Source organism: Pseudomonas sp. ML2-2023-3, from assembly GCF_037055275.1.
Lineage (GTDB): Bacteria > Pseudomonadota > Gammaproteobacteria > Pseudomonadales > Pseudomonadaceae > Aquipseudomonas.
Map to the genome: position 1 here is coordinate 1,219,177 of NZ_CP146343.1, position 24,736 is coordinate 1,243,912.

Below are 24,736 nucleotides of genomic sequence, written 5' to 3' on the forward strand. Positions count from 1 at the left end.
CGCTCTTGTAGCTCAGTTGGTAGAGCACACCCTTGGTAAGGGTGAGGTCAGCGGTTCAAATCCGCTCAAGAGCTCCATATAACAAGGCAGATATGAAAATATCTGCCTTTGTTTTAACAGGTGCATAGCCTGTCTGGGGTGTTTGCTGGTGGTGCTTTTGGTGCTGCTGCCCTGGTTGGTTGTTACGGTTGTGAGTAGCTCGCATTCTGCTGCTCGCTGGCAATCTCCGCTTTGATAGGGTTGGTTGCAAAAGTAATTGCATAAGTTGTTGAAAAGTCTCTCTCGTGTCGGCATAATCGGCGGCTCGATAATGTTTTAGGTCAGTAGCTCAATTGGCAGAGCGACGGTCTCCAAAACCGTAGGTTGGGGGTTCGATTCCCTCCTGACCTGCCAGATTCGCTCATTGCGTCTGGCTTTCTTTTCACAGGATCCTCTTAGATGACTCCCAAGGCTGAAGTTCAAGGCTCTCGCTTCGATCTCCTCAAGTGGCTTGTAGTGGTTGCTCTTGTGGTGGTTGGCGTTGTTGGGAATCAGTATTATTCTGGTTCGCCGATCCTGTATCGCGTCATTGCACTTCTTGTGATTGCTGCTGTTGCTGCCTATGTAGGCTTGCAGACGGCTAAAGGCAAGTCGTTCTCTGTGTTGGTGAAGGAAGCTCGTACTGAGATTCGTAAAGTCGTATGGCCAACTCGCCAAGAAACTACGCAGACCACGTTGATCGTGGTGGCTGTTGTTCTTGTTATGGCGTTGCTGTTGTGGGGTTTAGATTCCCTGCTCGGTTGGCTCGTTTCCTTGATTGTTGGCTAAGGGTGTCCCGTGGCTAAGCGTTGGTACGTAGTGCATGCTTATTCGGGTTACGAAAAGCATGTTATGCGCTCTTTGATTGAGCGTATTAAGCTGGCAGGCATGGAAGAAGGCTTCGGCGAAATTCTGGTTCCCACTGAAGAAGTGGTTGAAATGCGTAATGGCCAGAAACGCAAAAGCGAGCGTAAGTTCTTCCCTGGTTATGTGCTGGTTCAGATGGATATGAGCGAGGGTACTTGGCACTTGGTCAAGGATACTCCGCGCGTAATGGGCTTCATTGGTGGGACTGCCGACAAGCCGGCGCCGATCACTGATAAAGAGGCGGAAGCAATTCTGCGTCGTGTTGCTGATGGTAGCGACAAGCCTAAGCCAAAAACACTATTCGAACCGGGCGAAGTTGTCCGTGTTACCGACGGTCCATTTGCTGATTTCAATGGCACAGTCGAAGAAGTTAACTACGAAAAGAGCCGCATCCAAGTGGCAGTGCTCATTTTCGGTCGCTCTACTCCGGTAGAGCTAGAGTTTAGCCAGGTCGAAAAGGTCTAGTTAGACACGAATCCCAACCCCATGGTCTAGGCTGTGGGGTTTTGTCGTCACTGGGATAAACGCGCAAGTAACCGGGGAGCCTCTTTAGGCGCTTGAACCCGTAATTGGAGTGCCTCATGGCTAAGAAGATTACCGCTTACATCAAGCTGCAAGTGAAGGCCGCTCAGGCCAACCCAAGTCCACCCGTAGGCCCGGCTCTGGGTCAGCACGGCGTGAACATCATGGAATTCTGCAAAGCTTTCAACGCCCGTACTCAGGGTATTGAGCCAGGCCTGCCGACTCCAGTGATCATCACTGTATACAGCGACCGTAGCTTTACGTTCGAAACCAAGTCGACCCCTGCTTCGGTTCTGCTGAAGAAGGCTGCTGGTCTGACTAGCGGTTCCGCTCGTCCAAACACCGTTAAGGTTGGCACTGTGACTCGTGCTCAGCTGGAAGAAATCGCGAAAACCAAAAACGCGGATCTGACTGCAGCTGATATGGAAGCAGCCGTGCGTACTATCGCCGGTTCTGCTCGTAGCATGGGCCTTAACGTGGAGGGTGTGTAATGGCTAAGCTGACTAAGCGTCAAAAGGCAATCGCCGGTAAAATTGAAGCTGGCAAGTCTTACAACTTTGTAGACGCTGCTGCTTTGCTGGCTGAGCTGTCGACTGTAAAATTCAGCGAGTCTTTTGACATCGCCGTTAACCTGGGCGTAGACCCACGTAAATCTGACCAGGTTGTTCGTAGCGCTACTGTGCTGCCACACGGCACTGGCAAGACTGTACGTGTAGCTGTGTTCACTCAGGGTCCAGCTGCTGAAGCTGCTCTGGCTGCCGGCGCTGATCGCGTTGGTATGGACGACCTAGCTGCCGAAATGAAAGGCGGCGACCTGAACTATGACGTAGTTATTGCCTCCCCGGACGCAATGCGTGTTGTTGGTCAGTTGGGTCAGATCCTTGGTCCACGTGGTCTGATGCCTAACCCTAAGGTTGGTACTGTAACTCCAGACGTAGCTACCGCTGTCAAGAACGCGAAGGCTGGTCAGGTTCGTTATCGCACTGACAAAAACGGTATCATCCACACTTCCGTTGGCAAGATCGGTTTTGATGCCGTCAAGCTGAAGGAAAACGTTGAAGCCCTGATCGCTGATCTGAAGCGTATCAAGCCAGCTTCTTCGAAAGGTATTTATGTTAAGCGCGTTACCCTGAGCACCACTATGGGCCCAGGCTTGGTCATCGACCAAGGTTCTTTGGACGCGTAAGACAAATTGGCGTGCTTTTAGCTCGCCAATGAAAGATTGGGGTCCCTGCCTGGCGGGGGCTATCCAAGACCGTAGGCGGCGCAAGCCTTAAACTTCAAGCCTACGCAGATGGTGCTCCCGGTTCCTTACCGAATCAGACACCAAAACGACATCCGGCCTCGGTTGGATGAAACGGTAACATGCAGGAGTTAAACCCGTGGCAATTAAACTCGAAGACAAGAAGGCCATCGTCGCTGAAGTCAACGAGGCTGCCAAAGTTGCCCTGTCCGCTGTTGTGGCTGATGCCCGCGGTGTGACAGTAGGCGCTATGACCGGACTCCGTAAAGAGGCTCGTGAAGCTGGCGTTTACGTACGTGTTGTACGTAACACCCTGCTAAAGCGCGCTGTTGCTGACACTGAATACAGTGTCCTCAACGACGTGTTCACAGGCCCGACCTTGATCGCATTCTCGAACGAACATCCAGGCGCTGCTGCCCGTTTGTTCAAAGAGTTCGCTAAAGGTCAGGATAAGTTCGAGATCAAGGCAGCTGCGTTCGAGGGCAAGTTCCTCGCAGCTAATCAGATCGACGTACTGGCAAGTCTGCCGACCCGTGACGAAGCAATTTCTCAGCTGATGAGCGTGATTCAAGGCGCTACCAGCAAATTGGCTCGTACTCTGGCGGCACTTCGCGACCAGAAAGAAGCAGCTGCAGCCTAAGGCTGAGCAACTCCTTTCAGCGTTTATTGTTTATTTCGATGGCCGCCTAGGCTGTCACCCCAATACAGGAATTTATAGTCATGTCTCTGACTACTCAAGAAATCATCGACGCAATCGGTTCGAAATCCGTTCTGGAAATCGTTGAGCTGATCAAGGCAATGGAAGAAGCATTCGGCGTTTCTGCTGCTGCTGCTTCTGCTGGTCCTGCTGCTGCCGCTGCTGTTGTTGAAGAGCAAACTGAATTCAACGTCATGCTGCTGGAAGCTGGCGAGAAGAAAGTTAACGTGATCAAGGCTGTTCGTGAGCTGACTGGTCTGGGCCTGAAAGAAGCCAAGGCAGTTGTAGACAGCGCTCCTAGCGTTGTTCTGGAAGCTGTTGCGAAAGACGCAGCTGACAAAGCCAAGGCAGCCTTGGAAGAAGCAGGCGCTAAAGTCGAGCTGAAGTAAGCATCGACCTTGCGTCTCCAGCCCAAGCGTTAAGCTGAGGCTGATGGCTGGTGGCTCTTGCCACCGGCCTTTTTCCGTTATTGGCAGTCGACTAGGTCGATGCCTTTAACGTGCTGTAACCACCCTGTGCGGTGGAGCAAACCAAGGGGTTTGCACGATTTTCTGGCTGCTCCCGTCGGGAGAGGCCAAACAAGCAGGTGACCAAGCTGGGGAACGCTGATGGCTTACTCATATACTGAGAAAAAACGTATCCGCAAGGACTTTAGCAAGTTGCCGGACGTCATGGATGTGCCGTATCTCTTGGCAATCCAGCTGGATTCGTATCGTGAATTCTTGCAGGCGGGAGCGACTAAAGATAAGTTCCGCGACGTGGGCCTGCATGCGGCCTTCAAATCCGTTTTCCCGATCATCAGCTACTCCGGCAATGCTGCGCTGGAGTACGTCGGTTATCGCTTGGGCGAGCCGGCATTTGATGTCAAAGAATGCGTGTTGCGTGGCGTAACGTACGCCGTACCTTTGCGGGTAAAAGTTCGTTTGATCATTTTCGACAAAGAATCGTCGAACAAAGCGATCAAGGACATCAAAGAGCAAGAAGTCTACATGGGTGAAATCCCCCTGATGACTGAAAACGGTACCTTCGTAATCAACGGTACCGAGCGTGTAATTGTTTCCCAGCTGCACCGTTCCCCGGGCGTGTTCTTTGACCACGACCGCGGCAAGACGCACAGCTCCGGTAAGCTGCTTTATTCTGCGCGTATCATTCCTTACCGCGGTTCGTGGTTGGACTTTGAGTTCGATCCGAAAGACTGCGTGTTCGTGCGTATCGACCGTCGTCGCAAGCTGCCTGCATCGGTATTGCTGCGTGCGCTGGGCTATACCACTGAACAAGTGCTGGACGCGTTCTACACGACCAACGTGTTCCACGTTCAGGGCGAAAGCATTAGCCTGGAACTGGTTCCGCATCGTCTGCGCGGTGAAATCGCGGCCATCGATATTACCGATGACAAAGGCAAGGTGATTGTTGAGCAGGGTCGTCGTATTACTGCTCGCCACATCAACCAGCTGGAAAAAGCCGGTATCAAAGAGCTCGTTATGCCTCTGGACTATGTCCTGGGACGCACAACGGCCAAAGCTATCGTGCATCCGGCTACCGGCGAAATCATTGCTGAGTGCAACACCGAGCTGACGACTGAAATCCTGGCAAAAATCGCCAAGGGCCAGGTTGTTCGCATCGAGACGTTGTACACCAACGATATCGACTGTGGTCCGTTCGTTTCCGACACTCTGAAGATCGACTCCACCAGCAACCAATTGGAAGCGCTGGTCGAGATCTATCGCATGATGCGTCCAGGCGAGCCGCCAACCAAAGACGCTGCCGAGACCCTGTTCAACAACCTGTTCTTCAGCCCTGAGCGCTATGACCTGTCTGCGGTCGGCCGGATGAAGTTCAACCGTCGTATCGGTCGTACCGAGATCGAAGGTTCGGGCGTGTTGTGCAAAGAAGACATCGTTGCTGTGCTGAAGACCCTGGTCGACATCCGTAACGGTAAAGGCATCGTCGATGACATCGACCACCTGGGTAACCGTCGTGTTCGCTGTGTAGGCGAAATGGCCGAGAACCAGTTCCGCGTTGGCCTGGTGCGTGTTGAGCGTGCGGTCAAAGAGCGTCTGTCGATGGCTGAAAGCGAAGGCCTGATGCCGCAAGACCTGATCAACGCCAAGCCAGTGGCTGCGGCGGTGAAAGAGTTCTTCGGTTCGAGCCAGCTGTCCCAGTTCATGGACCAGAACAACCCTCTGTCCGAGATCACCCACAAGCGCCGTGTTTCTGCACTGGGCCCGGGCGGTTTGACGCGTGAGCGTGCCGGCTTTGAAGTTCGTGACGTACACCCGACTCACTACGGCCGTGTTTGCCCGATTGAGACGCCGGAAGGTCCGAATATTGGTCTGATCAACTCCTTGGCTGCCTATGCGCGCACCAACCAGTACGGCTTCCTTGAAAGCCCGTACCGTGTGGTTAAAGACGCACTGGTAACTGACGAGATCGTTTTCCTGTCCGCCATCGAAGAAGCCGATCACGTGATCGCTCAGGCCTCGGCCACGATGAACGACAAGAAAGTCCTGATCGACGAGCTGGTAGCTGTTCGTCACTTGAACGAATTCACCGTTAAGGCGCCGGAAGACGTCACCTTGATGGACGTATCTCCGAAGCAGGTTGTTTCGGTTGCAGCGTCGTTGATTCCGTTCCTCGAGCACGATGACGCCAACCGTGCGTTGATGGGTTCGAACATGCAGCGTCAAGCTGTACCGACCCTGCGCGCTGACAAGCCGCTGGTAGGTACTGGCATGGAGCGTAACGTAGCTCGTGACTCCGGCGTTTGCGTCGTGGCTCGTCGTGGCGGCGTGATCGACTCTGTTGATGCCAGCCGTATTGTGGTTCGTGTTGCTGATGATGAAGTTGAGACCGGCGAAGCTGGTGTTGATATCTACAACCTGACCAAGTACACCCGCTCCAACCAGAACACTTGCATCAACCAGCGTCCGCTGGTCCGCAAGGGTGATCGTGTACAGCGCAGCGACATCATGGCTGACGGTCCGTCCACCGATATGGGTGAACTGGCGTTGGGTCAGAACATGCGTATCGCGTTCATGGCCTGGAACGGTTACAACTTCGAAGACTCCATCTGCCTGTCGGAACGAGTTGTTCAAGAAGATCGCTTTACCACGATCCACATTCAGGAACTGACCTGTGTGGCACGTGACACCAAGCTTGGGCCTGAAGAGATCACTGCAGATATCCCGAACGTGGGTGAAGCTGCACTGAACAAACTGGACGAAGCCGGTATTGTTTACGTAGGTGCTGAAGTTGGCGCTGGCGACATTCTGGTAGGTAAGGTCACTCCGAAAGGCGAGACTCAGCTGACTCCAGAAGAGAAGCTGTTGCGCGCAATCTTCGGTGAAAAAGCCAGCGACGTTAAAGACACTTCCCTGCGTGTACCTACCGGTACCAAAGGTACTGTAATCGACGTACAAGTCTTCACTCGTGACGGCGTTGAGCGTGATGCTCGTGCCCTGTCGATCGAGAAGACCCAGCTGGACGAGATCCGCAAGGATCTGAACGAAGAGTTCCGTATCGTTGAAGGCGCTACTTTTGAACGTCTGCGCTCTGCTCTGGTTGGTCGTATTGCCGAGGGCGGTGCCGGTCTGAAGAAAGGCCAGGAAATCACCAATGAAATCCTGGACGGTCTTGAGCATGGTCAGTGGTTCAAACTGCGCATGGCTGAAGATGCTCTGAATGAGCAGCTTGAAAAAGCTCAGGCCTACATCATCGATCGCCGTCGTCTGCTGGATGACAAGTTCGAAGACAAGAAGCGCAAACTGCAGCAGGGCGATGACCTGGCTCCGGGCGTGCTGAAAATCGTCAAGGTTTACCTGGCAATCCGTCGTCGCATCCAGCCGGGTGACAAGATGGCTGGTCGTCACGGTAACAAAGGTGTGGTCTCCGTGATCATGCCGGTTGAAGACATGCCGTACGATGCCAATGGCACCCCGGTTGATGTGGTTCTCAACCCGTTGGGCGTACCTTCGCGTATGAACGTTGGTCAGATTCTCGAAACTCACCTGGGCCTCGCGGCTAAAGGTTTGGGCGAGAAGATCAACCTCATGATTGAAGAACAACGCAAGGTCGCTGACCTGCGCAAGTTCCTGCATGAGATCTACAACGAAATTGGCGGTCGTCAAGAAAGCCTGGATGACTTCTCCGATCAGGAAATCCTGGATCTGGCGAAGAACCTTCGTGGCGGTGTGCCGATGGCTACCCCGGTGTTCGACGGTGCCAAAGAAAGCGAAATCAAGGCAATGCTTCGTTTGGCAGATTTGCCGGACAGCGGCCAGATGACGCTGACAGACGGTCGTACCGGCAACCAGTTTGAGCGCCCGGTTACCGTTGGCTACATGTACATGCTGAAGCTGAACCACTTGGTAGACGACAAGATGCATGCTCGTTCTACCGGTTCTTACAGCCTGGTTACCCAGCAGCCGCTGGGTGGTAAGGCACAGTTCGGTGGTCAGCGTTTCGGGGAGATGGAGGTCTGGGCGCTGGAAGCCTACGGCGCGGCATACACTCTGCAAGAAATGCTCACAGTGAAGTCGGACGATGTGAACGGTCGTACCAAGATGTACAAAAACATCGTGGACGGCGATCACCGTATGGAGCCGGGCATGCCCGAGTCCTTCAACGTGTTGATCAAAGAAATTCGTTCCCTCGGCATCGATATCGATCTGGAAACCGAATAACACGTGACGCGAATCGAGAGCGGGGCTGTTTAGCCCGCTCTCTGCTCCGCCAGGAGGAAAGGCCTTGAAAGACCTACTGAATTTGCTGAAAAACCAGGGTCAAGTCGAAGAGTTCGACGCCATCCGTATTGGATTGGCATCGCCTGAGATGATCCGTTCGTGGTCGTTCGGTGAAGTTAAAAAGCCGGAAACCATCAACTACCGTACGTTCAAACCTGAGCGTGACGGCCTGTTCTGCGCCAAGATCTTTGGCCCGGTAAAGGATTACGAGTGCCTGTGCGGTAAGTACAAGCGCTTGAAGCACCGTGGTGTGATCTGTGAGAAGTGTGGCGTTGAAGTCGCACTGGCCAAGGTCCGTCGCGAGCGCATGGCTCACATCGAACTGGCTTCGCCGGTTGCTCACATCTGGTTCCTGAAATCGCTGCCGTCCCGTATCGGCTTGCTGATGGACATGACCCTGCGTGATATCGAACGCGTTCTCTACTTCGAGAGCTATGTCGTTATCGATCCAGGCATGACCACTCTGGAAAAAGGTCAGCTGCTGAACGATGAGCAGTACTTCGAAGCGCTGGAAGAGTTCGGCGACGACTTTGATGCCCGTATGGGTGCTGAAGCTGTCCGTGAACTGCTGCACGCTATCGACCTGGAACACGAGATTGGCCGTCTGCGCGAAGAAATTCCGCAAACCAACTCCGAAACCAAAATCAAGAAGCTGTCCAAGCGCCTGAAGTTGATGGAAGCCTTCCTGGGCTCCGGCAACCTTCCTGAGTGGATGGTACTGACCGTTCTGCCGGTTCTGCCGCCAGATCTGCGTCCTTTGGTTCCGCTTGATGGTGGTCGTTTCGCGACTTCCGACCTCAACGATCTGTATCGTCGGGTAATCAACCGTAACAACCGCTTGAAGCGCCTGCTTGATCTGTCCGCTCCGGACATCATCGTGCGCAACGAAAAGCGTATGTTGCAAGAAGCGGTCGATGCATTGCTCGACAACGGCCGTCGTGGTCGCGCTATTACCGGTTCGAACAAGCGCCCTCTGAAATCCTTGGCTGACATGATCAAGGGTAAGCAGGGTCGTTTCCGTCAGAACTTGCTCGGTAAGCGTGTTGACTACTCGGGTCGTTCGGTAATTACCGTAGGTCCGACCCTGCGTCTGCACCAGTGCGGTCTACCGAAGAAAATGGCTCTTGAGCTGTTCAAGCCGTTCATTTTTGGCAAGCTGGAAATGCGTGGTCTTGCTACCACCATCAAAGCAGCCAAGAAAATGGTTGAGCGCGAGTTGCCGGAAGTTTGGGACGTTCTCGCTGAAGTTATCCGCGAACACCCAGTGCTTCTCAACCGTGCACCGACTCTTCACCGTCTGGGCATCCAGGCCTTTGAACCGGTTCTGATCGAAGGTAAAGCTATCCAGCTGCACCCGTTGGTCTGTGCTGCGTACAACGCCGACTTCGACGGCGACCAAATGGCCGTGCACGTACCGCTGACGCTGGAAGCCCAGCTGGAAGCGCGTGCGTTGATGATGTCGACCAACAACATTCTGTCGCCAGCCAACGGTGAGCCAATCATCGTTCCGTCGCAGGACGTTGTATTGGGTCTGTACTACATGACTCGTGAAGCGATCAACGCCAAAGGCGAAGGTCGTGTATTCGCTGACTTGCAAGAAGTTGATCGTGTATTCCGTGCCGGCGAAGCCGCACTGCATGCCAAGGTCAAGGTTCGCATCAGTGAAACCGTCAACGATCGTGATGGCGGCAGCGTGAGCAACACTCGGATTGTCGACACCACCGTCGGCCGTGCGCTGTTGTTCCAGGTTGTGCCAAAAGGTCTGTCGTACGACGTCGTCAACTTGCCGATGAAGAAAAAAGCGATCTCCAAGCTGATCAACCAGTGCTACCGCGTGGTTGGTTTGAAAGAGACCGTGATCTTCGCTGACCAGTTGATGTACACAGGTTTTGCTTACTCGACCATTTCCGGCGTTTCCATCGGTGTTAACGACTTCGTTATCCCGGATGAAAAAGCTCGCATCATCGCGGCTGCGACCGATGAAGTGAAAGAGATCGAAAGTCAGTACGCCTCCGGCCTGGTAACCCAGGGCGAGAAGTACAACAAAGTAATCGACCTTTGGTCGAAAGCTAACGACGAAGTTTCCAAGGCAATGATGTCCAACCTCTCGAAAGAGAAGGTTATCGACCGTCACGGCGTTGAGGTTGAGCAAGAGTCGTTCAACTCGATGTACATGATGGCCGACTCCGGCGCACGGGGTTCTGCAGCGCAGATCCGTCAGCTGGCCGGTATGCGTGGTCTGATGGCCAAGCCGGACGGTTCCATCATTGAAACGCCGATTACTGCGAACTTCCGTGAAGGCCTGAGCGTACTTCAGTACTTCATCTCTACTCACGGTGCTCGTAAGGGTCTGGCGGATACCGCCTTGAAGACAGCTAACTCCGGTTATCTGACTCGTCGTCTGGTAGACGTTGCGCAAGACTTGGTTGTGACTGAAGTTGACTGCGGTACCGAACACGGTCTGCTGATGACTCCGCACATCGAAGGCGGCGACGTTGTAGAGCCGTTGGGTGAGCGCGTTCTGGGTCGAGTAATCGCCCGTGACGTGTACAAGCCGGGTACCGAGGACATTATCGTTCCTGCGGGCACTCTGGTTGACGAGAAGTGGGTTGAATTCATCGAGCTGAACAGCATCGACGAAGTAATCGTGCGTTCGCCAATCAGCTGTGAAACTCGCTTCGGTATCTGTGCCAAGTGCTACGGTCGTGACTTGGCTCGTGGTCACCAGGTGAACATCGGTGAAGCTGTCGGCGTAATCGCTGCTCAGTCGATCGGTGAGCCGGGTACACAGCTGACGATGCGTACGTTCCACATCGGTGGTGCGGCAAGCCGGACCTCTGCTGCTGACAGTGTTCAGGTGAAGAATGGCGGTACTGTCCGTCTTCATAACCTCAAGCACGTTGAGCGTGTAGATGGCTGCCTGGTAGCTGTATCCCGTTCCGGTGAGCTGGCCATCGCTGATGACTTCGGTCGTGAGCGTGAGCGCTACAAGCTGCCGTACGGCGCCGTAATTTCGGTTAAAGAAGGTGACAAGGTTGACGCTGGCTCGATCGTAGCCAAGTGGGATCCGCACACTCACCCAATCGTTACCGAAATGAAAGGTACCGTGACCTACGTGGGCATGGAAGAAGGCATCACGATCAAGCGTCAGACTGACGAATTGACCGGTATGACCAACATTGAAGTCCTCGACGCCAAAGACCGTCCAGCTGCCGGCAAGGACATCCGTCCAGCCGTTAAGATGGTTGGTGTGGATGGCAAGGATCTGCTGTTGCCTGGTACCGACGTACCGGCTCAGTACTTCCTGCCAGCCAACGCCCTGGTCGGTGTAGCGGATGGCGCGGAAATCGCGATCGGTGACGTTATCGCTCGTATTCCGCAAGAGACTTCGAAAACTCGAGACATCACCGGTGGTCTGCCACGCGTTGCTGACTTGTTCGAAGCGCGTCGTCCGAAAGAAGCCTCGATTCTGGCTGAAGTCAGCGGCACCATCGCGTTCGGTAAAGAAACCAAAGGCAAGCGCCGTCTGGTTATTACCCCGAACGACGGTACTGATCCGTACGAAGAGCTGATTCCAAAGTGGCGTCACCTGAACGTCTTCGAAGGCGAGCAAGTGAACCGCGGCGAAGTTATCTCCGACGGTCCAAGCGATCCACACGACATCCTGCGTTTGCTGGGTGTAAGTGCGCTGGCCAAGTACATCGTTAACGAGATTCAGGACGTTTACCGTCTGCAAGGCGTAAAAATCAACGATAAGCACATCGAGACCATTCTGCGTCAGATGTTGCGTAAAGTTGAGATTGCCGAGTCAGGTGATTCCACCTTCATTAAGGGCGACCAGATGGAGTTGACTCAGGTGTTGACCGAGAACGAGCGTTTGGGCGGCGAAGATAAATTCGTATCCAAGTTCACTCGCGTCCTGCTGGGTATCACCAAGGCGTCGTTGTCGACTGAGTCGTTCATTTCCGCGGCCTCTTTCCAAGAGACTACCCGCGTATTGACCGAAGCAGCGGTAACCGGCAAGCGCGACTACCTGCGTGGCCTGAAAGAAAACGTTGTCGTGGGTCGTTTGATCCCGGCAGGTACCGGTTTGGCATACCACAGCGAGCGCAAGCGCCGCCGTGAAGCTGACAAGCCGTTGCGCGTGAGCGCCAGTGAAGTGGAAGCTGCACTGACCGAAGCGCTGAACTCGAGCGGTAACTGAGTTCTGCGGTAAATGAGAGATGGGCCCCGGCAGTTCCGTTCATCGAATCGAGACATTTTGTCGGGGTTTGATGAGTGGGAAGGTCGGGGCCTTGTCTTGACTGGGGGCAAGATCCTCTTTAGACTCTTGTACCCCTAAATTTGGCGGGAATTCGTTCCTGCCATTTTGCTTTTCTTGCAAGACAATAGCGTCGCAAGACAACAGTGGAGCTAGTAGATGGCAACTATCAACCAGCTGGTACGTCAGCCGCGTAAGCGTATCGTCGAGAAATCCGACGTGCCTGCGCTGCAAAACTGCCCGCAACGTCGTGGCGTATGCACCCGTGTGTATACAACTACGCCGAAAAAACCTAACTCGGCACTGCGTAAAGTATGCCGTGTGCGCCTGACCAACGGTTTCGAGGTTTCCTCGTACATCGGTGGTGAAGGTCACAACCTGCAAGAGCACAGCGTGGTACTGATTCGTGGCGGTCGTGTAAAAGACTTGCCAGGTGTTCGTTATCACACCGTTCGCGGCTCTTTGGATACTTCCGGCGTTAAAGGTCGTAACCAAGGTCGTTCGAAGTACGGTACCAAGAAGCCGAAGTAGTATTCGGTTGCTGGTAAAAAATGCAGATTTCTTTTTTTCTGAGTCGATAAGAGTAAGGTCGGACGTGCATCTTTTGGATGTAATGGTTCCGAGCTAACCTGAAGACCGTTTGAGGGCTTATCCATGCCAAGAAGACGCGTAGCAGCCAAGCGCGATGTGCTTGACGATCCAAAATACGGAAGCCAAATCCTGGCCAAGTTCATGAACCACGTGATGGAAAGCGGCAAAAAAGCCGTTGCCGAGCGTATCGTTTATGGCGCGCTGGAAAAGGTTAAAGAACGCAAGAACAGCGATCCCCTGGAAATCTTCGAGAAAGCTCTCGACGCCATCGCTCCGCTGGTCGAAGTGAAGTCGCGCCGTGTAGGCGGTGCTACTTACCAGGTTCCGGTCGAAGTTCGCCCGTCCCGTCGTAACGCCCTGGCAATGCGCTGGTTGGTAGACTTCGCCCGTAAGCGCGGCGAGAAGTCTATGGCTCTGCGTTTGGCTGGCGAACTGTTGGACGCAGCTGAAGGTAAAGGTGCTGCTGTTAAGAAGCGTGAAGACGTGCACCGTATGGCCGAAGCTAACAAAGCTTTCTCGCACTACCGCTTCTAAATTCAGCTTCACTAATTTTGCGAGGGCTTTATGGCTCGTACTACTCCGATTAGTCGCTACCGTAACATCGGTATCGTCGCTCACGTGGATGCTGGTAAAACCACTACCACCGAGCGCGTACTGTTTTACACGGGCAAAAGTCACAAAATGGGCGAGGTGCATGATGGCGCCGCGACCACAGACTGGATGGTTCAGGAGCAGGAGCGTGGTATTACCATTACTTCTGCTGCTATCACCGCCTTCTGGAAAGGTTCTGCCAAGCAGTACAAGGACGAGCATCGCTTCAACGTAATCGATACCCCGGGCCACGTTGACTTCACTATTGAAGTTGAGCGTTCCCTGCGCGTACTCGACGGCGCTGTCGTTGTGTTCTGTGGTACCTCGGGTGTTGAGCCTCAGTCGGAAACCGTATGGCGTCAAGCCAACAAATACGGCGTTCCACGTCTTGTTTACGTAAACAAGATGGACCGTGCTGGCGCCAACTTCCTGCGCGTTATTGAGCAGATCAAGAAGCGTCTGGGCCACACTCCGGTTCCAATCCAGCTGGCTATCGGTTCCGAAGACAACTTCCAGGGTCAGATTGATCTGATCAACATGGAAGCTGTGTACTGGAACGATGCTGACAAGGGTATGGTTCCTGTTCGCAAAGAAATTCCAGCTGAGCTGAAAGATCTTGCTGACGAATGGCGCGACAACATGGTTCAGGCTGCGGCCGAGGCCAATGAAGAGCTGATGAACAAGTACCTCGAAGGTGAAGAATTCACCATCGCGGAAATCAAGGCTGCTCTGCGTCAGCGTACTATCGCTGGTGAGATCGTCTTGGCTGTTTGCGGTTCTTCCTTCAAGAACAAGGGTGTTCCCCTGGTTCTCGACGCCGTTATCGACTTCCTGCCTGCTCCGACTGATATTCCTGCCATCAAGGGTACTGACCCTGATGACGAGAGCATCGAGTTGGAGCGTCATGCTGACGACAGCGAGCCGTTCTCGGCTCTGGCGTTCAAGATCGCTACCGACCCATTCGTGGGTACCTTGACCTTCGTCCGTGTTTACTCGGGCGTGTTGAACTCCGGCGACGGCGTGATCAACTCGGTTAAAGGCAAGAAAGAGCGTGTGGGTCGTATGGTGCAAATGCACGCAAACGCCCGTGAAGAAATCAAGGAAGTACGCGCTGGTGACATCGCGGCCTTGATCGGCATGAAGGATGTCACCACTGGTGAGACTTTGTGCAACGCTGACAAGCCAATCATTCTGGTTCGCATGGACTTCCCGGAGCCGGTTATTTCGGTTGCCGTAGAGCCTAAGACCAAGGATGACCAGGAAAAAATGGGTGTTGCACTGGGCAAGCTTGCTCAGGAAGATCCATCTTTCCGCGTTAAAACTGATGAAGAGACTGGTCAGACGATCATCTCGGGCATGGGCGAGCTGCACTTGGACATCCTGGTTGACCGGATGCGCCGTGAGTTCAACGTCGAAGCCAACATCGGTAAGCCTCAGGTTTCGTATCGTGAGCGCATCACGAAGAACTGTGAGATCGAAGGCAAGTTCGTTCGTCAGTCCGGCGGTCGTGGCCAGTTTGGTCACTGCTGGATCCGTTTTGCACCTGCTGACGAAGGTCAGGAAGGTCTGCAGTTCGTGAACGAAGTGGTAGGTGGTGTGGTTCCTAAGGAATACATCCCGGCTATCCAGAAGGGCATCGAAGAGCAGATGAAGAACGGTGTTGTTGCCGGCTATCCGCTGATCGGCCTGAAGGCTACCGTGTTTGATGGTTCTTACCACGACGTCGACTCCAACGAGATGGCGTTTAAGGTGGCTGCTTCCATGGCGACCAAGCAACTGGCTACCAAAGGTGGCGGTGAGCTGCTTGAGCCGATCATGGCGGTAGAGGTTGTTACACCTGAAGACTATATGGGTGACGTGATGGGCGACTTGAATCGTCGTCGCGGCATGATCCAGGGTATGGAAGATACGGTTTCCGGCAAAGTTATTCGTGCCGAGGTTCCGTTGGGTGAAATGTTCGGTTATGCGACCGACGTTCGTTCCATGTCTCAGGGTCGCGCAAGCTACTCTATGGAATTCAAAAAATACGATACAGCTCCGGCGCACATCGTCGAAACTGTTACTAAAAAACAAGGCTGATTTAGTTCAGTCCTTTAGGCAAGGAGTTAATTGTCGTGGCTAAAGAAAAATTTGATCGTTCCCTACCGCACGTCAACGTTGGCACTATCGGTCACGTTGACCATGGTAAAACCACGCTGACTGCAGCTCTGACTCGTGTTTGCTCCGAGATTTTCGGTTCGGCAATCGTTGACTTCGATAAAATCGACAGCGCGCCAGAAGAAAAAGCTCGTGGTATCACCATCAACACTGCACACGTTGAATACAACTCGCTGATCCGTCACTACGCTCACGTTGACTGCCCAGGTCACGCTGACTATGTGAAGAACATGATCACCGGTGCTGCTCAGATGGACGGCGCTATCCTGGTTTGTTCGGCCGCTGATGGTCCGATGCCACAAACCCGTGAGCACATCCTGCTGTCCCGTCAGGTTGGCGTTCCGTACATCGTGGTTTTCCTGAACAAGGCTGACCTGGTAGACGACGCTGAGCTGCTGGAACTGGTTGAGATGGAAGTGCGCGATCTGCTGAGCACTTACGACTTCCCAGGCGACGACACTCCGATCATCATCGGTTCTGCTCGTATGGCTCTGGAAGGCAAAGACGACAACGAAATGGGCACCACTGCCGTTCGTAAACTGGTTGAAACTCTGGATACTTACATTCCGGACCCAGTTCGTGTTATCGACAAGCCGTTCCTGATGCCAATCGAAGACGTATTCTCGATCTCTGGTCGCGGTACTGTTGTAACTGGTCGTATCGAGCGCGGTATCGTTCGCGTTCAAGATCCGCTGGAAATCGTTGGTCTGCGTGACACTACTGTTACCACCTGCACCGGCGTTGAAATGTTCCGTAAGCTGCTTGACGAAGGTCGTGCTGGCGAGAACTGCGGCGTGCTGCTGCGCGGCACCAAGCGTGACGACGTAGAGCGTGGCCAGGTTCTGGTTAAGCCGGGTTCGGTTAAGCCGCACACTACCTTCGAAGCTGAAGTGTACGTGTTGAGCAAAGAAGAAGGCGGCCGTCACACTCCGTTCTTCAAAGGCTACCGTCCACAGTTCTACTTCCGGACCACTGACGTGACCGGTAACTGCGAACTGCCGGAAGGCGTTGAAATGGTAATGCCAGGCGACAACATCAAAATGGTTGTCACCCTGATCAAAACCATCGCAATGGAAGACGGTCTGCGTTTCGCAATCCGTGAAGGCGGTCGTACCGTCGGCGCTGGCGTAGTAGCCAAAATCATTGCTTAAGCTTTGATTGCCTGAAAAAGCCCCCGCTCAGCGGGGGCTTTTTTTATTGAGTTGACACCCAGTTGGGCCATCTATAGAATTGCGCCTCCTTTAAACGGGCGTATTGCGCTCGGTGGGAATAGCAATCGGAGTCTGAAATCCAATGCAAAATCAGCAAATCCGTATCAGGTTGAAGGCTTTTGACCATCGCCTGATCGACCAATCAACCCAGGAAATCGTGGAAACCGCGAAACGTACTGGTGCTCAAGTGCGTGGTCCAATTCCACTGCCTACCCGTAAAGAGCGGTTCACCGTTCTGGTCTCCCCGCACGTCAACAAAGACGCGCGTGACCAGTATGAGATCCGTACTCATAAGCGCGTTCTGGACATCGTCCAGCCAACGGATAAAACCGTTGATGCACTTATGAAGCTTGATCTTGCGGCCGGTGTGGAAGTGCAGATCAGCCTCGGCTAAGACTTGGGTCTTAGTCGTGTAACGCTCTGAAATGGGCGGCCATAGCGGGTGAAAGCCCCGTACACTCATGAGGTTTACAACATGACTATTGGTGTAGTCGGTCGTAAATGCGGTATGACCCGTATTTTCACCGAAGAAGGTGTCTCCATTCCGGTAACGGTCATTGAGATCGAGCCGAATCGCGTCACCCAGTTCAAAACTGAAGAAACCGATGGCTATCGTGCAGTGCAAGTCACTGTCGGCGAGCGTCGCGCTTCGCGTGTAACTGCTGCTCAAGCGGGTCACTTCGCTAAAGCAAACGTTGCAGCTGGTCGTACCGTAATGGAATTCCGTCTTGAAGAAGGCGAGTACCAAGCAGGCGATCTGATCAACGCTGAAATCTTCACCGCAGGTCAGATGGTCGATGTGACCGGTCAGTCCAAAGGTAAAGGCTTCCAGGGTACGATCAAGCGTTGGAATTTCCGTGGCCAAGATAACACTCACGGTAACTCCGTTTCCCACCGCGTCCCGGGCTCTATTGGCCAGTGCCAGACTCCTGGTCGTGTATTCAAGGGCAAAAAAATGTCCGGTCATATGGGCGCTGAGCGCGTGACCGTGCAGTCCCTCGAAGTAGTGCGCGTCGACGCTGAACGCAATCTGTTGTTGGTCAAGGGTGCTGTTCCTGGCGCTACTGGCGGCAACCTGGTTGTACGTCCGGCGGCCAAGGCTCGCGGTTAAGGGGAAGCTGACATGCAATTAAATGTAAATGATGCTCAAGCGATCGAAGTTTCCGAACTGACGTTTGGCGGCGAGTTCAACGAGACGCTGGTTCACCAGGCAGTCGTGGCCTACATGGCTGGCGGTCGTCAAGGTAGCAAGCAGCAAAAGACCCGTTCCGACGTTCGTGGTGGCGGTAAGCGCCCTTGGCGTCAGAAAGGTACTGGCCGTGCTCGTGCCGGTACTATCCGTAGCCCAATCTGGCGTGGCGGTGGTACTACTTTCGCAGCTCGTCCACAAGATCACTCTCAGAAGCTCAACAAGAAGATGTATCGCGCAGCAATGCGTTCCATCCTTGCTGAACTGGTTCGTACTGATCGTCTGATCGTGGTTCAGGACTTCGCAGTTGAAGCGCCGAAAACCAAAGATCTGCTGAACAAGCTGAATGGCATGGGTCTGACAGACGTCCTGATCGTGTCTGAAGTTGTTGATCAGAACCTGTACCTGGCTGCTCGTAACCTGCCACACGTTGATGTACGTGACGTGCAAGGTTCCGACCCAGTTAGTCTGATCGCATACGACAAGGTGTTGATCACCGTGTCGGCCGTGAAGAAATTCGAGGAGCTGCTGGGATGAACCAGGAACGCGTATTTAAAGTTCTGCTTGGCCCGCACGTTTCCGAGAAGGCTACGGTTCTGGCAGACAAGAAAGGCCAGTTCGTTTTCAAGGTTGCTACTGATGCAACCAAGCTGGAAATCAAGAAGGCCGTCGAAAGCCTGTTCAGCGTGAAAGTTGAGCGTGTTACTACCCTGAATGTTCTGGGTAAGAGCAAGCGCACCGCTCGCGGCGTGGGCAAGCGTAATGACTGGAAGAAGGCAGTAATCTCCCTTCAGCCAGGCCAAGATCTCGATTTCAGCAGCAGTGCTGAGTAAGGAAGGGGTGCATCATGGCAATCGTTAAATGCAAACCGACTTCCCCTGGCCGCCGTCATGTGGTCAAGGTGGTCAACCAGGAGCTGCATAAAGGCGCTCCTCACGCACCGCTGCTCGAGAAGAAATCGAAGACTGGTGGTCGTAACAACAATGGCCGTATTACCACGCGTCACATCGGTGGTGGTCATAAGCAGCATTATCGTTTGGTCGACTTCCGTCGCAACGACAAAGATGGCATTCCAGCCACTGTTGAGCGTATCGAATACGATCCAAACCGTACTGCTCACATTGCTCTTATGTTGTACGCAGACGGCGAACGCCGTTACATCATCGCCCCTAAAGGCGTGAGCGCTGGCGACCAGCTGATTTCGGGTGCTTTGGCTCCGATCAAGCCAGGCAACCAGTTGCAACTGCGCAGCATTCCAGTTGGTAGCACCGTACACGGCATCGAATTGAAGCCGGGCAAAGGCGCACAAATCGCTCGTTCCGCTGGTGCTTCGGCTCAGCTGGTCGCTCGTGATGGTGTCTACGTGACCCTGCGTCTGCGTTCCGGTGAAATGCGTAAAGTATTGGCTGAATGCCGTGCAACGCTTGGCGAAGTCTCGAACTCCGAGCACAGCCTGCGTTCGCTGGGTAAAGCTGGTGCCAAACGCTGGCGTGGCGTTCGCCCAACCGTTCGTGGTGTTGCCATGAACCCGGTTGACCACCCACATGGTGGTGGTGAAGGTCGTACCTCTGGTGGTCGTCATCCGGTATCGCCATGGGGCTTCCCGACTAAGGGCGCGAAGACTCGTGGTAATAAGCGTACCGACAAAATGATCGTCCGTCGTCGCAAGTAAATAGAGGGATACGACAGTGCCACGTTCTCTGAAAAAAGGTCCTTTTATTGATCTTCACCTACTGAAGAAGATCGAAGTGGCGGCGGAAAAGAACGATCGCAAACCGGTGAAAACCTGGTCGCGTCGTTCGATGATCCTGCCACAAATGGTCGGTTTGACCATCGCTGTGCATAACGGTCGTCTTCATGTCCCAGTTCTTGTGAACGAAGACATGGTTGGCCATAAACTAGGCGAGTTTGCCGGTACCCGCACTTATCGTGGGCACGTGGCAGACAAGAAAGCCAAGCGTTAAGGGGTAAGGAACGATGGAAGTAGCCGCTAAGTTGTCGGGCGCTCGAATCTCCGCCCAGAAAGCCCGCTTGGTCGCCGACCAGATCCGCGGGAAGAAGGTGGGCGAAGCGCTCAACCTGTTGGCTTTCAGCAACAAGAAAGCCGCCGAGATCATCAAGAAAGTGCTGGAGTCGGCCGTAGCCAACGCCGAGCATAACGAAGGCGCAGACGTTGACGACCTTAAAGTCGCTACCGTTTTCGTCAACGAAGGGCGTTCGCTGAAGCGCATCATGCCGCGTGCCAAAGGCCGCGCTGATCGCATCGTCAAGCGGTCTTGCCATATCACTGTCAAGGTTGCTGACAAGTAACGGAGTCGAAGAGATGGGTCAGAAAGTACATCCCATTGGCATTCGCCTGGGAATCGTCAAGGAGCACACCTCCGTCTGGTACGCAGACGGCCGGACTTATGCGGACTACTTGTTCGCTGATCTGAAGGTGCGTGAATACCTCCAAGACAAACTAAAAAGCGCGTCCGTAAGCCGTATCGATATCCATCGTCCGGCCCAAACTGCACGTATCACCATCCACACCGCTCGTCCAGGTATCGTTATCGGGAAGAAAGGTGAAGATGTTGAGAAACTGCGTCAGGACCTGACCAAGCAAATGGGTGTGCCTGTGCACATCAATATCGAAGAGATCCGCAAGCCGGAACTCGACGGTATGCTGGTTGCGCAGAGCGTAGCTCAGCAGCTGGAGCGTCGTGTAATGTTCCGTCGCGCGATGAAACGCGCTGTACAGAACGCTATGCGCATTGGTGCCAAAGGCATCAAAATCCAAGTGAGCGGTCGTCTCGGCGGTGCTGAAATCGCACGTACTGAATGGTATCGCGAAGGTCGTGTGCCATTGCACACCCTGCGTGCCGACATCGACTATGCCAACTACGAAGCTCACACCACTTACGGTGTGATCGGTGTAAAGGTTTGGATCTTCAAAGGCGAAGTAATTGGTGGTCGCCAAGAAGAGCTGAAGCCACAAGCACCAGCGCCTCGTAAAAAAGCTGCTAAGTAAGGGGTACGCCAAATGTTACAACCTAAGCGTACGAAGTTCCGCAAGCAAATGACTGGCCACAACCGTGGCTTGGCATTGCGCGGTAGCAAAGTCAGCTTCGGCGAATATGCGCTGAAGTCTGTTGCTCGTGGTCGTCTCACCGCTCGTCAGATCGAATCAGCGCGTCGTGCACTGACCCGTCACGTTAAGCGTGGCGGTAAGATCTGGATCCGTGTATTCCCGGACAAGCCTATTTCCAAAAAGCCCCTCGAAGTTCGTATGGGTAAAGGTAAGGGTAACGTGGAATATTGGGTTGCCCAGATTCAGCCAGGCAAAGTCCTGTATGAAATCGAGGGTGTTACTGAAGAGCTGGCGCGTGAGGCTTTCGCCCTGGCTGCTGCAAAGCTGCCGCTCGCCACCTCCTTTGTTAAACGGACGGTGATGTGATGAAAGCGAATGAACTTCGTGAAAAATCCGCACAGCAGCTGAACGAGCAACTGCTCGGCTTGCTGCGCGACCAGTTCAATCTGCGTATGCAGAAAGCAACTGGCCAGTTGGGGCAGTCGCATCTGCTCTCGCAAGTTAAGCGTGACATCGCTCGCGTGAAGACTGTGCTCAAACAGCAGGCAGGTAAGTAATCATGGCTGAAGCCGAAAAGACTGTCCGTACGCTGACTGGCCGTGTTGTCAGCGACAAGATGGACAAAACCATCACCGTTTTGATCGAGCGTCGCGTTAAGCACCCGATCTACGGTAAATACGTTAAGCGTTCGACTAAGCTGCACGCGCACGACGAAACCAATCAGTGCCACATCGGCGACAAAGTCACTATTCGTGAAACTCGTCCGATGGCCAAGACCAAGTCTTGGGCACTGGTTGATGTTCTCGAACGCGCTGTGGAAGTCTAAGGACTAGGGGTCGGAGAAATTATATGATTCAGACTCAATCCATGCTCGATGTGGCCGATAACAGCGGCGCACGCCGCGTTATGTGCATCAAGGTGCTGGGTGGCTCCCATCGTCGTTACGCTGGTATCGGTGACATCATCAAAGTTACCGTGAAGGAAGCAATTCCTCGCGGTAAAGTGAAAAAAGGCCAAGTGATGACTGCTGTTGTAGTCCGCACTCGTCACGGCGTACGTCGTGCTGATGGCTCCATTATCCGCTTTGATGGCAACGCTGCTGTTCTTCTGAACAACAAGCAAGAGCCGATCGGCACCCGTATCTTTGGGCCAGTGACCCGTGAACTTCGTACTGAGAAGTTCATGAAGATCGTCTCGCTCGCCCCAGAAGTGCTGTAAGGAGATCCGACATGCAAAAGATTCGTCGTGACGACGAGATCATCGTGATCGCCGGCAAAGACAAAGGTAAGCGCGGTAAGGTGCTTAAGGTTCTCGCTAACAACCGTCTGGTTATTGGTGGTCTGAACCTGGTTAAGCGTCATACCAAGCCTAACCCGATGTCGGGCGTACAAGGCGGTATCGTCGAGAAAGAAGCTCCACTGGACGCTTCTAACGTGGCCATCTTCAACAGCGAAACCAGCAAAGCAGATCGCGTTGGTTTTAAAGTAGAAGACGGCAAAAAAATTCGTGTCTTCAAGTCGACCCAAAAAGCGGTTGATGCTTGAACACTGCTAGGTAGATGAGACCATGGCACGACTAAAAGAGATTTACCGGAAGGAAATCGCTCCGAAACTTAAGGAAGAACTTAAGCTTTCGAACGTGATGGAAGTTCCGCGCGTTACCAAAATCACCCTGAACATGGGTTTGGGCGAAGCGATCGGTGATAAGAAAATCATCGAGCACGCTGTAGCTGATTTGGAAAAAATCACGGGTCAAAAATGTGTAGTGACCTACGCTCGCAAGTCCATCGCAGGCTTTAAAGTTCGCGAAGGCTGGCCGATCGGCGTTAAGGTTACTCTGCGCCGTGAGCGTATGTATGAATTCCTGGATCGTCTGCTGTCGATCTCCCTGCCTCGGGTTCGCGACTTCCGCGGCCTGAATGCCAAGTCCTTCGATGGTCGTGGTAACTACAGCATGGGCGTTAAAGAGCAGATCATCTTCCCGGAAATCGACTACGACAAAATCGATGCCCTCCGCGGTCTGGACATTACCCTGACCACCACTGCTCGAACGGATGATGAAGGTCGCGCATTGCTGCGTGCATTCAAATTCCCGTTCCGCAACTGATTGGAGTAGGACCATGGCTAAGATGAGCATGAAAAACCGCGAGCTGAAACGTCAGCTTACGGTTGCCAAGTTCGCCAAGAAGCGTGCTGAGCTGAAAGCTATCATCGTTGATCTGAACGCAAGTCCAGAAGCACGTTGGGAAGCTCAAGTTGCTCTGCAGAAGCAGCCACGTGACGCAAGCGCTGCGCGCATGCGTAACCGCTGCCGCCTCACTGGTCGTCCGCATGGTGTTTACCGCAAGTTCGGCCTTGGCCGTAACAAATTGCGTGAAGCAGCAATGCGCGGTGACGTACCAGGTCTGGTTAAAGCCAGCTGGTAAGGCGTACAGGCAAAGTTACCCCTGTCAGGGTCGTAAGATCCTGACAGCCGGTGACCTTGAATATGAATCAAGCCCCTATTGGGGCTTGATTCATTTCTGGCGTGTGTCTAGAATGACCGGCTCGCCTGAGCCCGTGCTTTTTAAGCATTGAGTCACTCGGCGACAGTTGTAGCCGCAAGGCTAATTCTTTTTGTATCAGGAGCGTCTAGCCCATGAGTATGCAGGACCCGTTAGCGGACATGCTAACTCGAATCCGTAATGCCCAGATGGCTGAAAAGTCCGTCGTAAGCATGCCATCTTCCACGTTGAAGGTAGCTGTAGCCAAAGTTCTTAAAGACGAAGGTTACATCGCGGATTATCAGATCAGCAGCGAAATCAAACCACTGCTGTCTATCGAGCTGAAATACTTCGAAGGCCGTTCGGTTATCGAAGAAGTTAAGCGCGTTAGCCGTCCAGGCCTGCGTCAGTACAAGTCCTCCGAAGACCTGCCGAAAGTTCGTGGCGGTCTAGGTGTGTCTATCGTCTCCACCAGCAAAGGTGTGATGACGGATCGTGCTGCGCGCGCTGCCGGTGTCGGCGGCGAAGTTCTTTGCACTGTGTTCTAAGGGGGGATAAGCATGTCACGCGTCGCTAAGAACCCCGTTAAGCTGCCAGCTGGTGTCGAAGTAAAATTCGCCGGCCAACAGCTTTCGGTGAAGGGTGCCAAGGGCACTCTAGAACTGAACATCCATTCGTCCGTTGAGATTGTTGAAGAAGCTGGTGAGCTGCGTTTCGCTGCTCGCAATGGCGATCAACAAACTCGCGCAATGGCTGGTACCACTCGTGCGTTGGTAAACAACATGGTCCAAGGCGTAAGCCAAGGCTTCGAGCGTAAGCTCCAGCTGGTCGGTGTTGGTTACAAAGCGCAAGCAAAAGGCACAGTGCTGAACCTGGCTCTTGGCTTCTCGCACCCAGTGGATTACGAATTGCCGGAAGGCATCACCGCTGAGACTCCTAGCCAAACCGATATCCTGATCCGGGGTATTGATAAGCAGCTGGTAGGTCAGGTGGCCGCTGAGATCCGCGGTTTCCGTCCGCCAGAGCCTTATAAAGGCAAGGGTGTACGTTACGCGGACGAAGTCGTCCGTCGTAAAGAAGCCAAGAAGAAGTAGG

29 protein-coding genes and 2 tRNA genes are annotated in these 24,736 nt (G+C 53.7%); all 31 read left to right on the forward strand.

The window, feature by feature from the left end; all coding sequences use genetic code 11:
* The first annotated feature begins 1 nt into the window (after position 1).
* Positions 2-77: transfer RNA gene (locus V6P94_RS05570), tRNA-Thr, on the forward strand.
* A 240-nt stretch (positions 78-317) separates the two neighbouring features.
* Positions 318-393: transfer RNA gene (locus tag V6P94_RS05575), tRNA-Trp, on the forward strand.
* 45 nt (positions 394-438) lie between these two features.
* Positions 439-807 carry a preprotein translocase subunit SecE gene (gene secE / locus V6P94_RS05580; RefSeq protein ID WP_003444399.1) on the forward strand — a complete coding sequence of 123 codons (369 nt, stop codon included), beginning with the start codon at positions 439-441 and terminating at the stop codon, positions 805-807.
* A 9-nt stretch (positions 808-816) separates the two neighbouring features.
* The gene (nusG, locus tag V6P94_RS05585; protein WP_003444397.1) at positions 817-1,350 is read left to right on the forward strand and encodes a transcription termination/antitermination protein NusG; all 534 of its coding nucleotides are present in this window, start codon (positions 817-819) and stop codon (positions 1,348-1,350) included.
* Between the two features lie 116 nt (positions 1,351-1,466).
* The gene (gene rplK / locus V6P94_RS05590; RefSeq protein ID WP_008008888.1) at positions 1,467-1,898 is read left to right on the forward strand and encodes a 50S ribosomal protein L11; all 432 of its coding nucleotides are present in this window, start codon (positions 1,467-1,469) and stop codon (positions 1,896-1,898) included.
* On the forward strand, positions 1,898-2,593 hold the full coding sequence (rplA, locus tag V6P94_RS05595) for a 50S ribosomal protein L1 (protein ID WP_003444394.1): 696 nt from the start codon (positions 1,898-1,900) through the stop codon (positions 2,591-2,593). The genes rplK and rplA overlap by 1 nt, the downstream gene beginning before the upstream one ends.
* Positions 2,594-2,789: 196 nt before the next feature.
* Positions 2,790-3,290, forward strand: coding sequence for a 50S ribosomal protein L10 (rplJ, locus tag V6P94_RS05600; protein WP_003444392.1), 501 nt, complete (start codon positions 2,790-2,792; stop codon positions 3,288-3,290).
* A gap of 80 nt (positions 3,291-3,370) precedes the next feature.
* Positions 3,371-3,736, forward strand: a complete 366-nt coding sequence (gene rplL / locus V6P94_RS05605; protein WP_003444390.1) for a 50S ribosomal protein L7/L12 — start codon at positions 3,371-3,373, stop codon at positions 3,734-3,736.
* Positions 3,737-3,955: 219 nt separating this feature from the next.
* Positions 3,956-8,029, forward strand: coding sequence for a DNA-directed RNA polymerase subunit beta (rpoB, locus tag V6P94_RS05610; RefSeq protein WP_133079711.1), 4,074 nt, complete (start codon positions 3,956-3,958; stop codon positions 8,027-8,029).
* Positions 8,030-8,093: 64 nt separating this feature from the next.
* Positions 8,094-12,293 carry a DNA-directed RNA polymerase subunit beta' gene (gene rpoC / locus V6P94_RS05615; RefSeq protein WP_019824371.1) on the forward strand — a complete coding sequence of 1,400 codons (4,200 nt, stop codon included), beginning with the start codon at positions 8,094-8,096 and terminating at the stop codon, positions 12,291-12,293.
* 216 nt (positions 12,294-12,509) lie between these two features.
* Entirely contained in the window at positions 12,510-12,881 is a 372-nt protein-coding gene (gene rpsL / locus V6P94_RS05620; protein WP_002555494.1) for a 30S ribosomal protein S12, read from the forward strand.
* A gap of 123 nt (positions 12,882-13,004) precedes the next feature.
* The gene (gene rpsG / locus V6P94_RS05625) at positions 13,005-13,475 is read left to right on the forward strand and encodes a 30S ribosomal protein S7 (RefSeq protein WP_019824369.1); all 471 of its coding nucleotides are present in this window, start codon (positions 13,005-13,007) and stop codon (positions 13,473-13,475) included.
* Positions 13,476-13,505: 30 nt separating this feature from the next.
* Positions 13,506-15,611, forward strand: coding sequence for an elongation factor G (gene fusA / locus V6P94_RS05630; RefSeq protein WP_019824367.1), 2,106 nt, complete (start codon positions 13,506-13,508; stop codon positions 15,609-15,611).
* A gap of 35 nt (positions 15,612-15,646) precedes the next feature.
* A complete protein-coding gene (gene tuf / locus V6P94_RS05635; protein ID WP_003444379.1) occupies positions 15,647-16,840 on the forward strand; it encodes an elongation factor Tu in 1,194 nt (397 codons plus the stop codon).
* A gap of 142 nt (positions 16,841-16,982) precedes the next feature.
* Complete coding sequence (rpsJ, locus tag V6P94_RS05640; protein ID WP_003186070.1) at positions 16,983-17,294, forward strand: 30S ribosomal protein S10; 312 nt, start codon at positions 16,983-16,985, stop codon at positions 17,292-17,294.
* Between the two features lie 81 nt (positions 17,295-17,375).
* Positions 17,376-18,011: a 50S ribosomal protein L3 gene (gene rplC / locus V6P94_RS05645; protein ID WP_003444377.1), complete on the forward strand. Its 636-nt coding sequence runs from the start codon at positions 17,376-17,378 to the stop codon at positions 18,009-18,011.
* Positions 18,012-18,023: 12 nt separating this feature from the next.
* The gene (gene rplD / locus V6P94_RS05650; RefSeq protein ID WP_003444376.1) at positions 18,024-18,626 is read left to right on the forward strand and encodes a 50S ribosomal protein L4; all 603 of its coding nucleotides are present in this window, start codon (positions 18,024-18,026) and stop codon (positions 18,624-18,626) included.
* Entirely contained in the window at positions 18,623-18,922 is a 300-nt protein-coding gene (gene rplW, locus V6P94_RS05655; RefSeq protein ID WP_003444375.1) for a 50S ribosomal protein L23, read from the forward strand. The genes rplD and rplW overlap by 4 nt, the downstream gene beginning before the upstream one ends.
* 14 nt (positions 18,923-18,936) lie before the next feature.
* Entirely contained in the window at positions 18,937-19,761 is an 825-nt protein-coding gene (gene rplB, locus V6P94_RS05660) for a 50S ribosomal protein L2 (protein WP_019824364.1), read from the forward strand.
* Positions 19,762-19,777: 16 nt separating this feature from the next.
* Positions 19,778-20,053, forward strand: coding sequence for a 30S ribosomal protein S19 (gene rpsS / locus V6P94_RS05665; RefSeq protein ID WP_003232420.1), 276 nt, complete (start codon positions 19,778-19,780; stop codon positions 20,051-20,053).
* Between the two features lie 13 nt (positions 20,054-20,066).
* Positions 20,067-20,399: a 50S ribosomal protein L22 gene (rplV, locus tag V6P94_RS05670; protein ID WP_003444373.1), complete on the forward strand. Its 333-nt coding sequence runs from the start codon at positions 20,067-20,069 to the stop codon at positions 20,397-20,399.
* 13 nt (positions 20,400-20,412) lie between these two features.
* Positions 20,413-21,099, forward strand: a complete 687-nt coding sequence (gene rpsC / locus V6P94_RS05675) for a 30S ribosomal protein S3 (RefSeq protein WP_003176422.1) — start codon at positions 20,413-20,415, stop codon at positions 21,097-21,099.
* Between the two features lie 12 nt (positions 21,100-21,111).
* Entirely contained in the window at positions 21,112-21,525 is a 414-nt protein-coding gene (gene rplP, locus V6P94_RS05680; protein ID WP_016779178.1) for a 50S ribosomal protein L16, read from the forward strand.
* The gene (gene rpmC, locus V6P94_RS05685; protein WP_003444371.1) at positions 21,525-21,716 is read left to right on the forward strand and encodes a 50S ribosomal protein L29; all 192 of its coding nucleotides are present in this window, start codon (positions 21,525-21,527) and stop codon (positions 21,714-21,716) included. The genes rplP and rpmC overlap by 1 nt, the downstream gene beginning before the upstream one ends.
* 2 nt (positions 21,717-21,718) lie before the next feature.
* On the forward strand, positions 21,719-21,985 hold the full coding sequence (rpsQ, locus tag V6P94_RS05690; RefSeq protein WP_003194644.1) for a 30S ribosomal protein S17: 267 nt from the start codon (positions 21,719-21,721) through the stop codon (positions 21,983-21,985).
* A gap of 23 nt (positions 21,986-22,008) precedes the next feature.
* Positions 22,009-22,377: a 50S ribosomal protein L14 gene (rplN, locus tag V6P94_RS05695; RefSeq protein ID WP_002555479.1), complete on the forward strand. Its 369-nt coding sequence runs from the start codon at positions 22,009-22,011 to the stop codon at positions 22,375-22,377.
* 11 nt (positions 22,378-22,388) lie between these two features.
* Positions 22,389-22,703, forward strand: coding sequence for a 50S ribosomal protein L24 (gene rplX / locus V6P94_RS05700; protein ID WP_133077080.1), 315 nt, complete (start codon positions 22,389-22,391; stop codon positions 22,701-22,703).
* A 22-nt stretch (positions 22,704-22,725) separates the two neighbouring features.
* Positions 22,726-23,265, forward strand: coding sequence for a 50S ribosomal protein L5 (gene rplE / locus V6P94_RS05705; protein ID WP_003444368.1), 540 nt, complete (start codon positions 22,726-22,728; stop codon positions 23,263-23,265).
* A gap of 13 nt (positions 23,266-23,278) precedes the next feature.
* Positions 23,279-23,584, forward strand: coding sequence for a 30S ribosomal protein S14 (gene rpsN, locus V6P94_RS05710; RefSeq protein WP_019409906.1), 306 nt, complete (start codon positions 23,279-23,281; stop codon positions 23,582-23,584).
* 212 nt (positions 23,585-23,796) lie between these two features.
* Positions 23,797-24,189: a 30S ribosomal protein S8 gene (gene rpsH / locus V6P94_RS05715; RefSeq protein WP_003444366.1), complete on the forward strand. Its 393-nt coding sequence runs from the start codon at positions 23,797-23,799 to the stop codon at positions 24,187-24,189.
* Positions 24,190-24,201: 12 nt separating this feature from the next.
* Positions 24,202-24,735, forward strand: coding sequence for a 50S ribosomal protein L6 (gene rplF, locus V6P94_RS05720; protein ID WP_003444365.1), 534 nt, complete (start codon positions 24,202-24,204; stop codon positions 24,733-24,735).
* Position 24,736: the final 1 nt, after the last annotated feature.

Bases quoted from the DNA above. Each gene is read 5' to 3' on its own strand.
- secE (WP_003444399.1), top strand. From the start codon at position 439: ATGACTCCCAAGGCTGAAGTTCAAGGCTCTCGCTTCGATCTCCTCAAG.
- rplK (WP_008008888.1), top strand. From the start codon at position 1,467: ATGGCTAAGAAGATTACCGCTTACATCAAGCTGCAAGTGAAGGCCGCT.
- rplA (WP_003444394.1), top strand. From the start codon at position 1,898: ATGGCTAAGCTGACTAAGCGTCAAAAGGCAATCGCCGGTAAAATTGAA.
- rplL (WP_003444390.1), top strand. From the start codon at position 3,371: ATGTCTCTGACTACTCAAGAAATCATCGACGCAATCGGTTCGAAATCC.
- rpoB (WP_133079711.1), top strand. From the start codon at position 3,956: ATGGCTTACTCATATACTGAGAAAAAACGTATCCGCAAGGACTTTAGC.
- rpsL (WP_002555494.1), top strand. From the start codon at position 12,510: ATGGCAACTATCAACCAGCTGGTACGTCAGCCGCGTAAGCGTATCGTC.
- rpsG (WP_019824369.1), top strand. From the start codon at position 13,005: ATGCCAAGAAGACGCGTAGCAGCCAAGCGCGATGTGCTTGACGATCCA.
- fusA (WP_019824367.1), top strand. From the start codon at position 13,506: ATGGCTCGTACTACTCCGATTAGTCGCTACCGTAACATCGGTATCGTC.
- rpsJ (WP_003186070.1), top strand. From the start codon at position 16,983: ATGCAAAATCAGCAAATCCGTATCAGGTTGAAGGCTTTTGACCATCGC.
- rplC (WP_003444377.1), top strand. From the start codon at position 17,376: ATGACTATTGGTGTAGTCGGTCGTAAATGCGGTATGACCCGTATTTTC.
- rplD (WP_003444376.1), top strand. From the start codon at position 18,024: ATGCAATTAAATGTAAATGATGCTCAAGCGATCGAAGTTTCCGAACTG.
- rplW (WP_003444375.1), top strand. From the start codon at position 18,623: ATGAACCAGGAACGCGTATTTAAAGTTCTGCTTGGCCCGCACGTTTCC.
- rplB (WP_019824364.1), top strand. From the start codon at position 18,937: ATGGCAATCGTTAAATGCAAACCGACTTCCCCTGGCCGCCGTCATGTG.
- rplV (WP_003444373.1), top strand. From the start codon at position 20,067: ATGGAAGTAGCCGCTAAGTTGTCGGGCGCTCGAATCTCCGCCCAGAAA.
- rpsC (WP_003176422.1), top strand. From the start codon at position 20,413: ATGGGTCAGAAAGTACATCCCATTGGCATTCGCCTGGGAATCGTCAAG.
- rplP (WP_016779178.1), top strand. From the start codon at position 21,112: ATGTTACAACCTAAGCGTACGAAGTTCCGCAAGCAAATGACTGGCCAC.
- rpmC (WP_003444371.1), top strand. From the start codon at position 21,525: ATGAAAGCGAATGAACTTCGTGAAAAATCCGCACAGCAGCTGAACGAG.
- rpsQ (WP_003194644.1), top strand. From the start codon at position 21,719: ATGGCTGAAGCCGAAAAGACTGTCCGTACGCTGACTGGCCGTGTTGTC.
- rplN (WP_002555479.1), top strand. From the start codon at position 22,009: ATGATTCAGACTCAATCCATGCTCGATGTGGCCGATAACAGCGGCGCA.
- rplX (WP_133077080.1), top strand. From the start codon at position 22,389: ATGCAAAAGATTCGTCGTGACGACGAGATCATCGTGATCGCCGGCAAA.
- rplE (WP_003444368.1), top strand. From the start codon at position 22,726: ATGGCACGACTAAAAGAGATTTACCGGAAGGAAATCGCTCCGAAACTT.
- rpsN (WP_019409906.1), top strand. From the start codon at position 23,279: ATGGCTAAGATGAGCATGAAAAACCGCGAGCTGAAACGTCAGCTTACG.
- rpsH (WP_003444366.1), top strand. From the start codon at position 23,797: ATGAGTATGCAGGACCCGTTAGCGGACATGCTAACTCGAATCCGTAAT.
- rplF (WP_003444365.1), top strand. From the start codon at position 24,202: ATGTCACGCGTCGCTAAGAACCCCGTTAAGCTGCCAGCTGGTGTCGAA.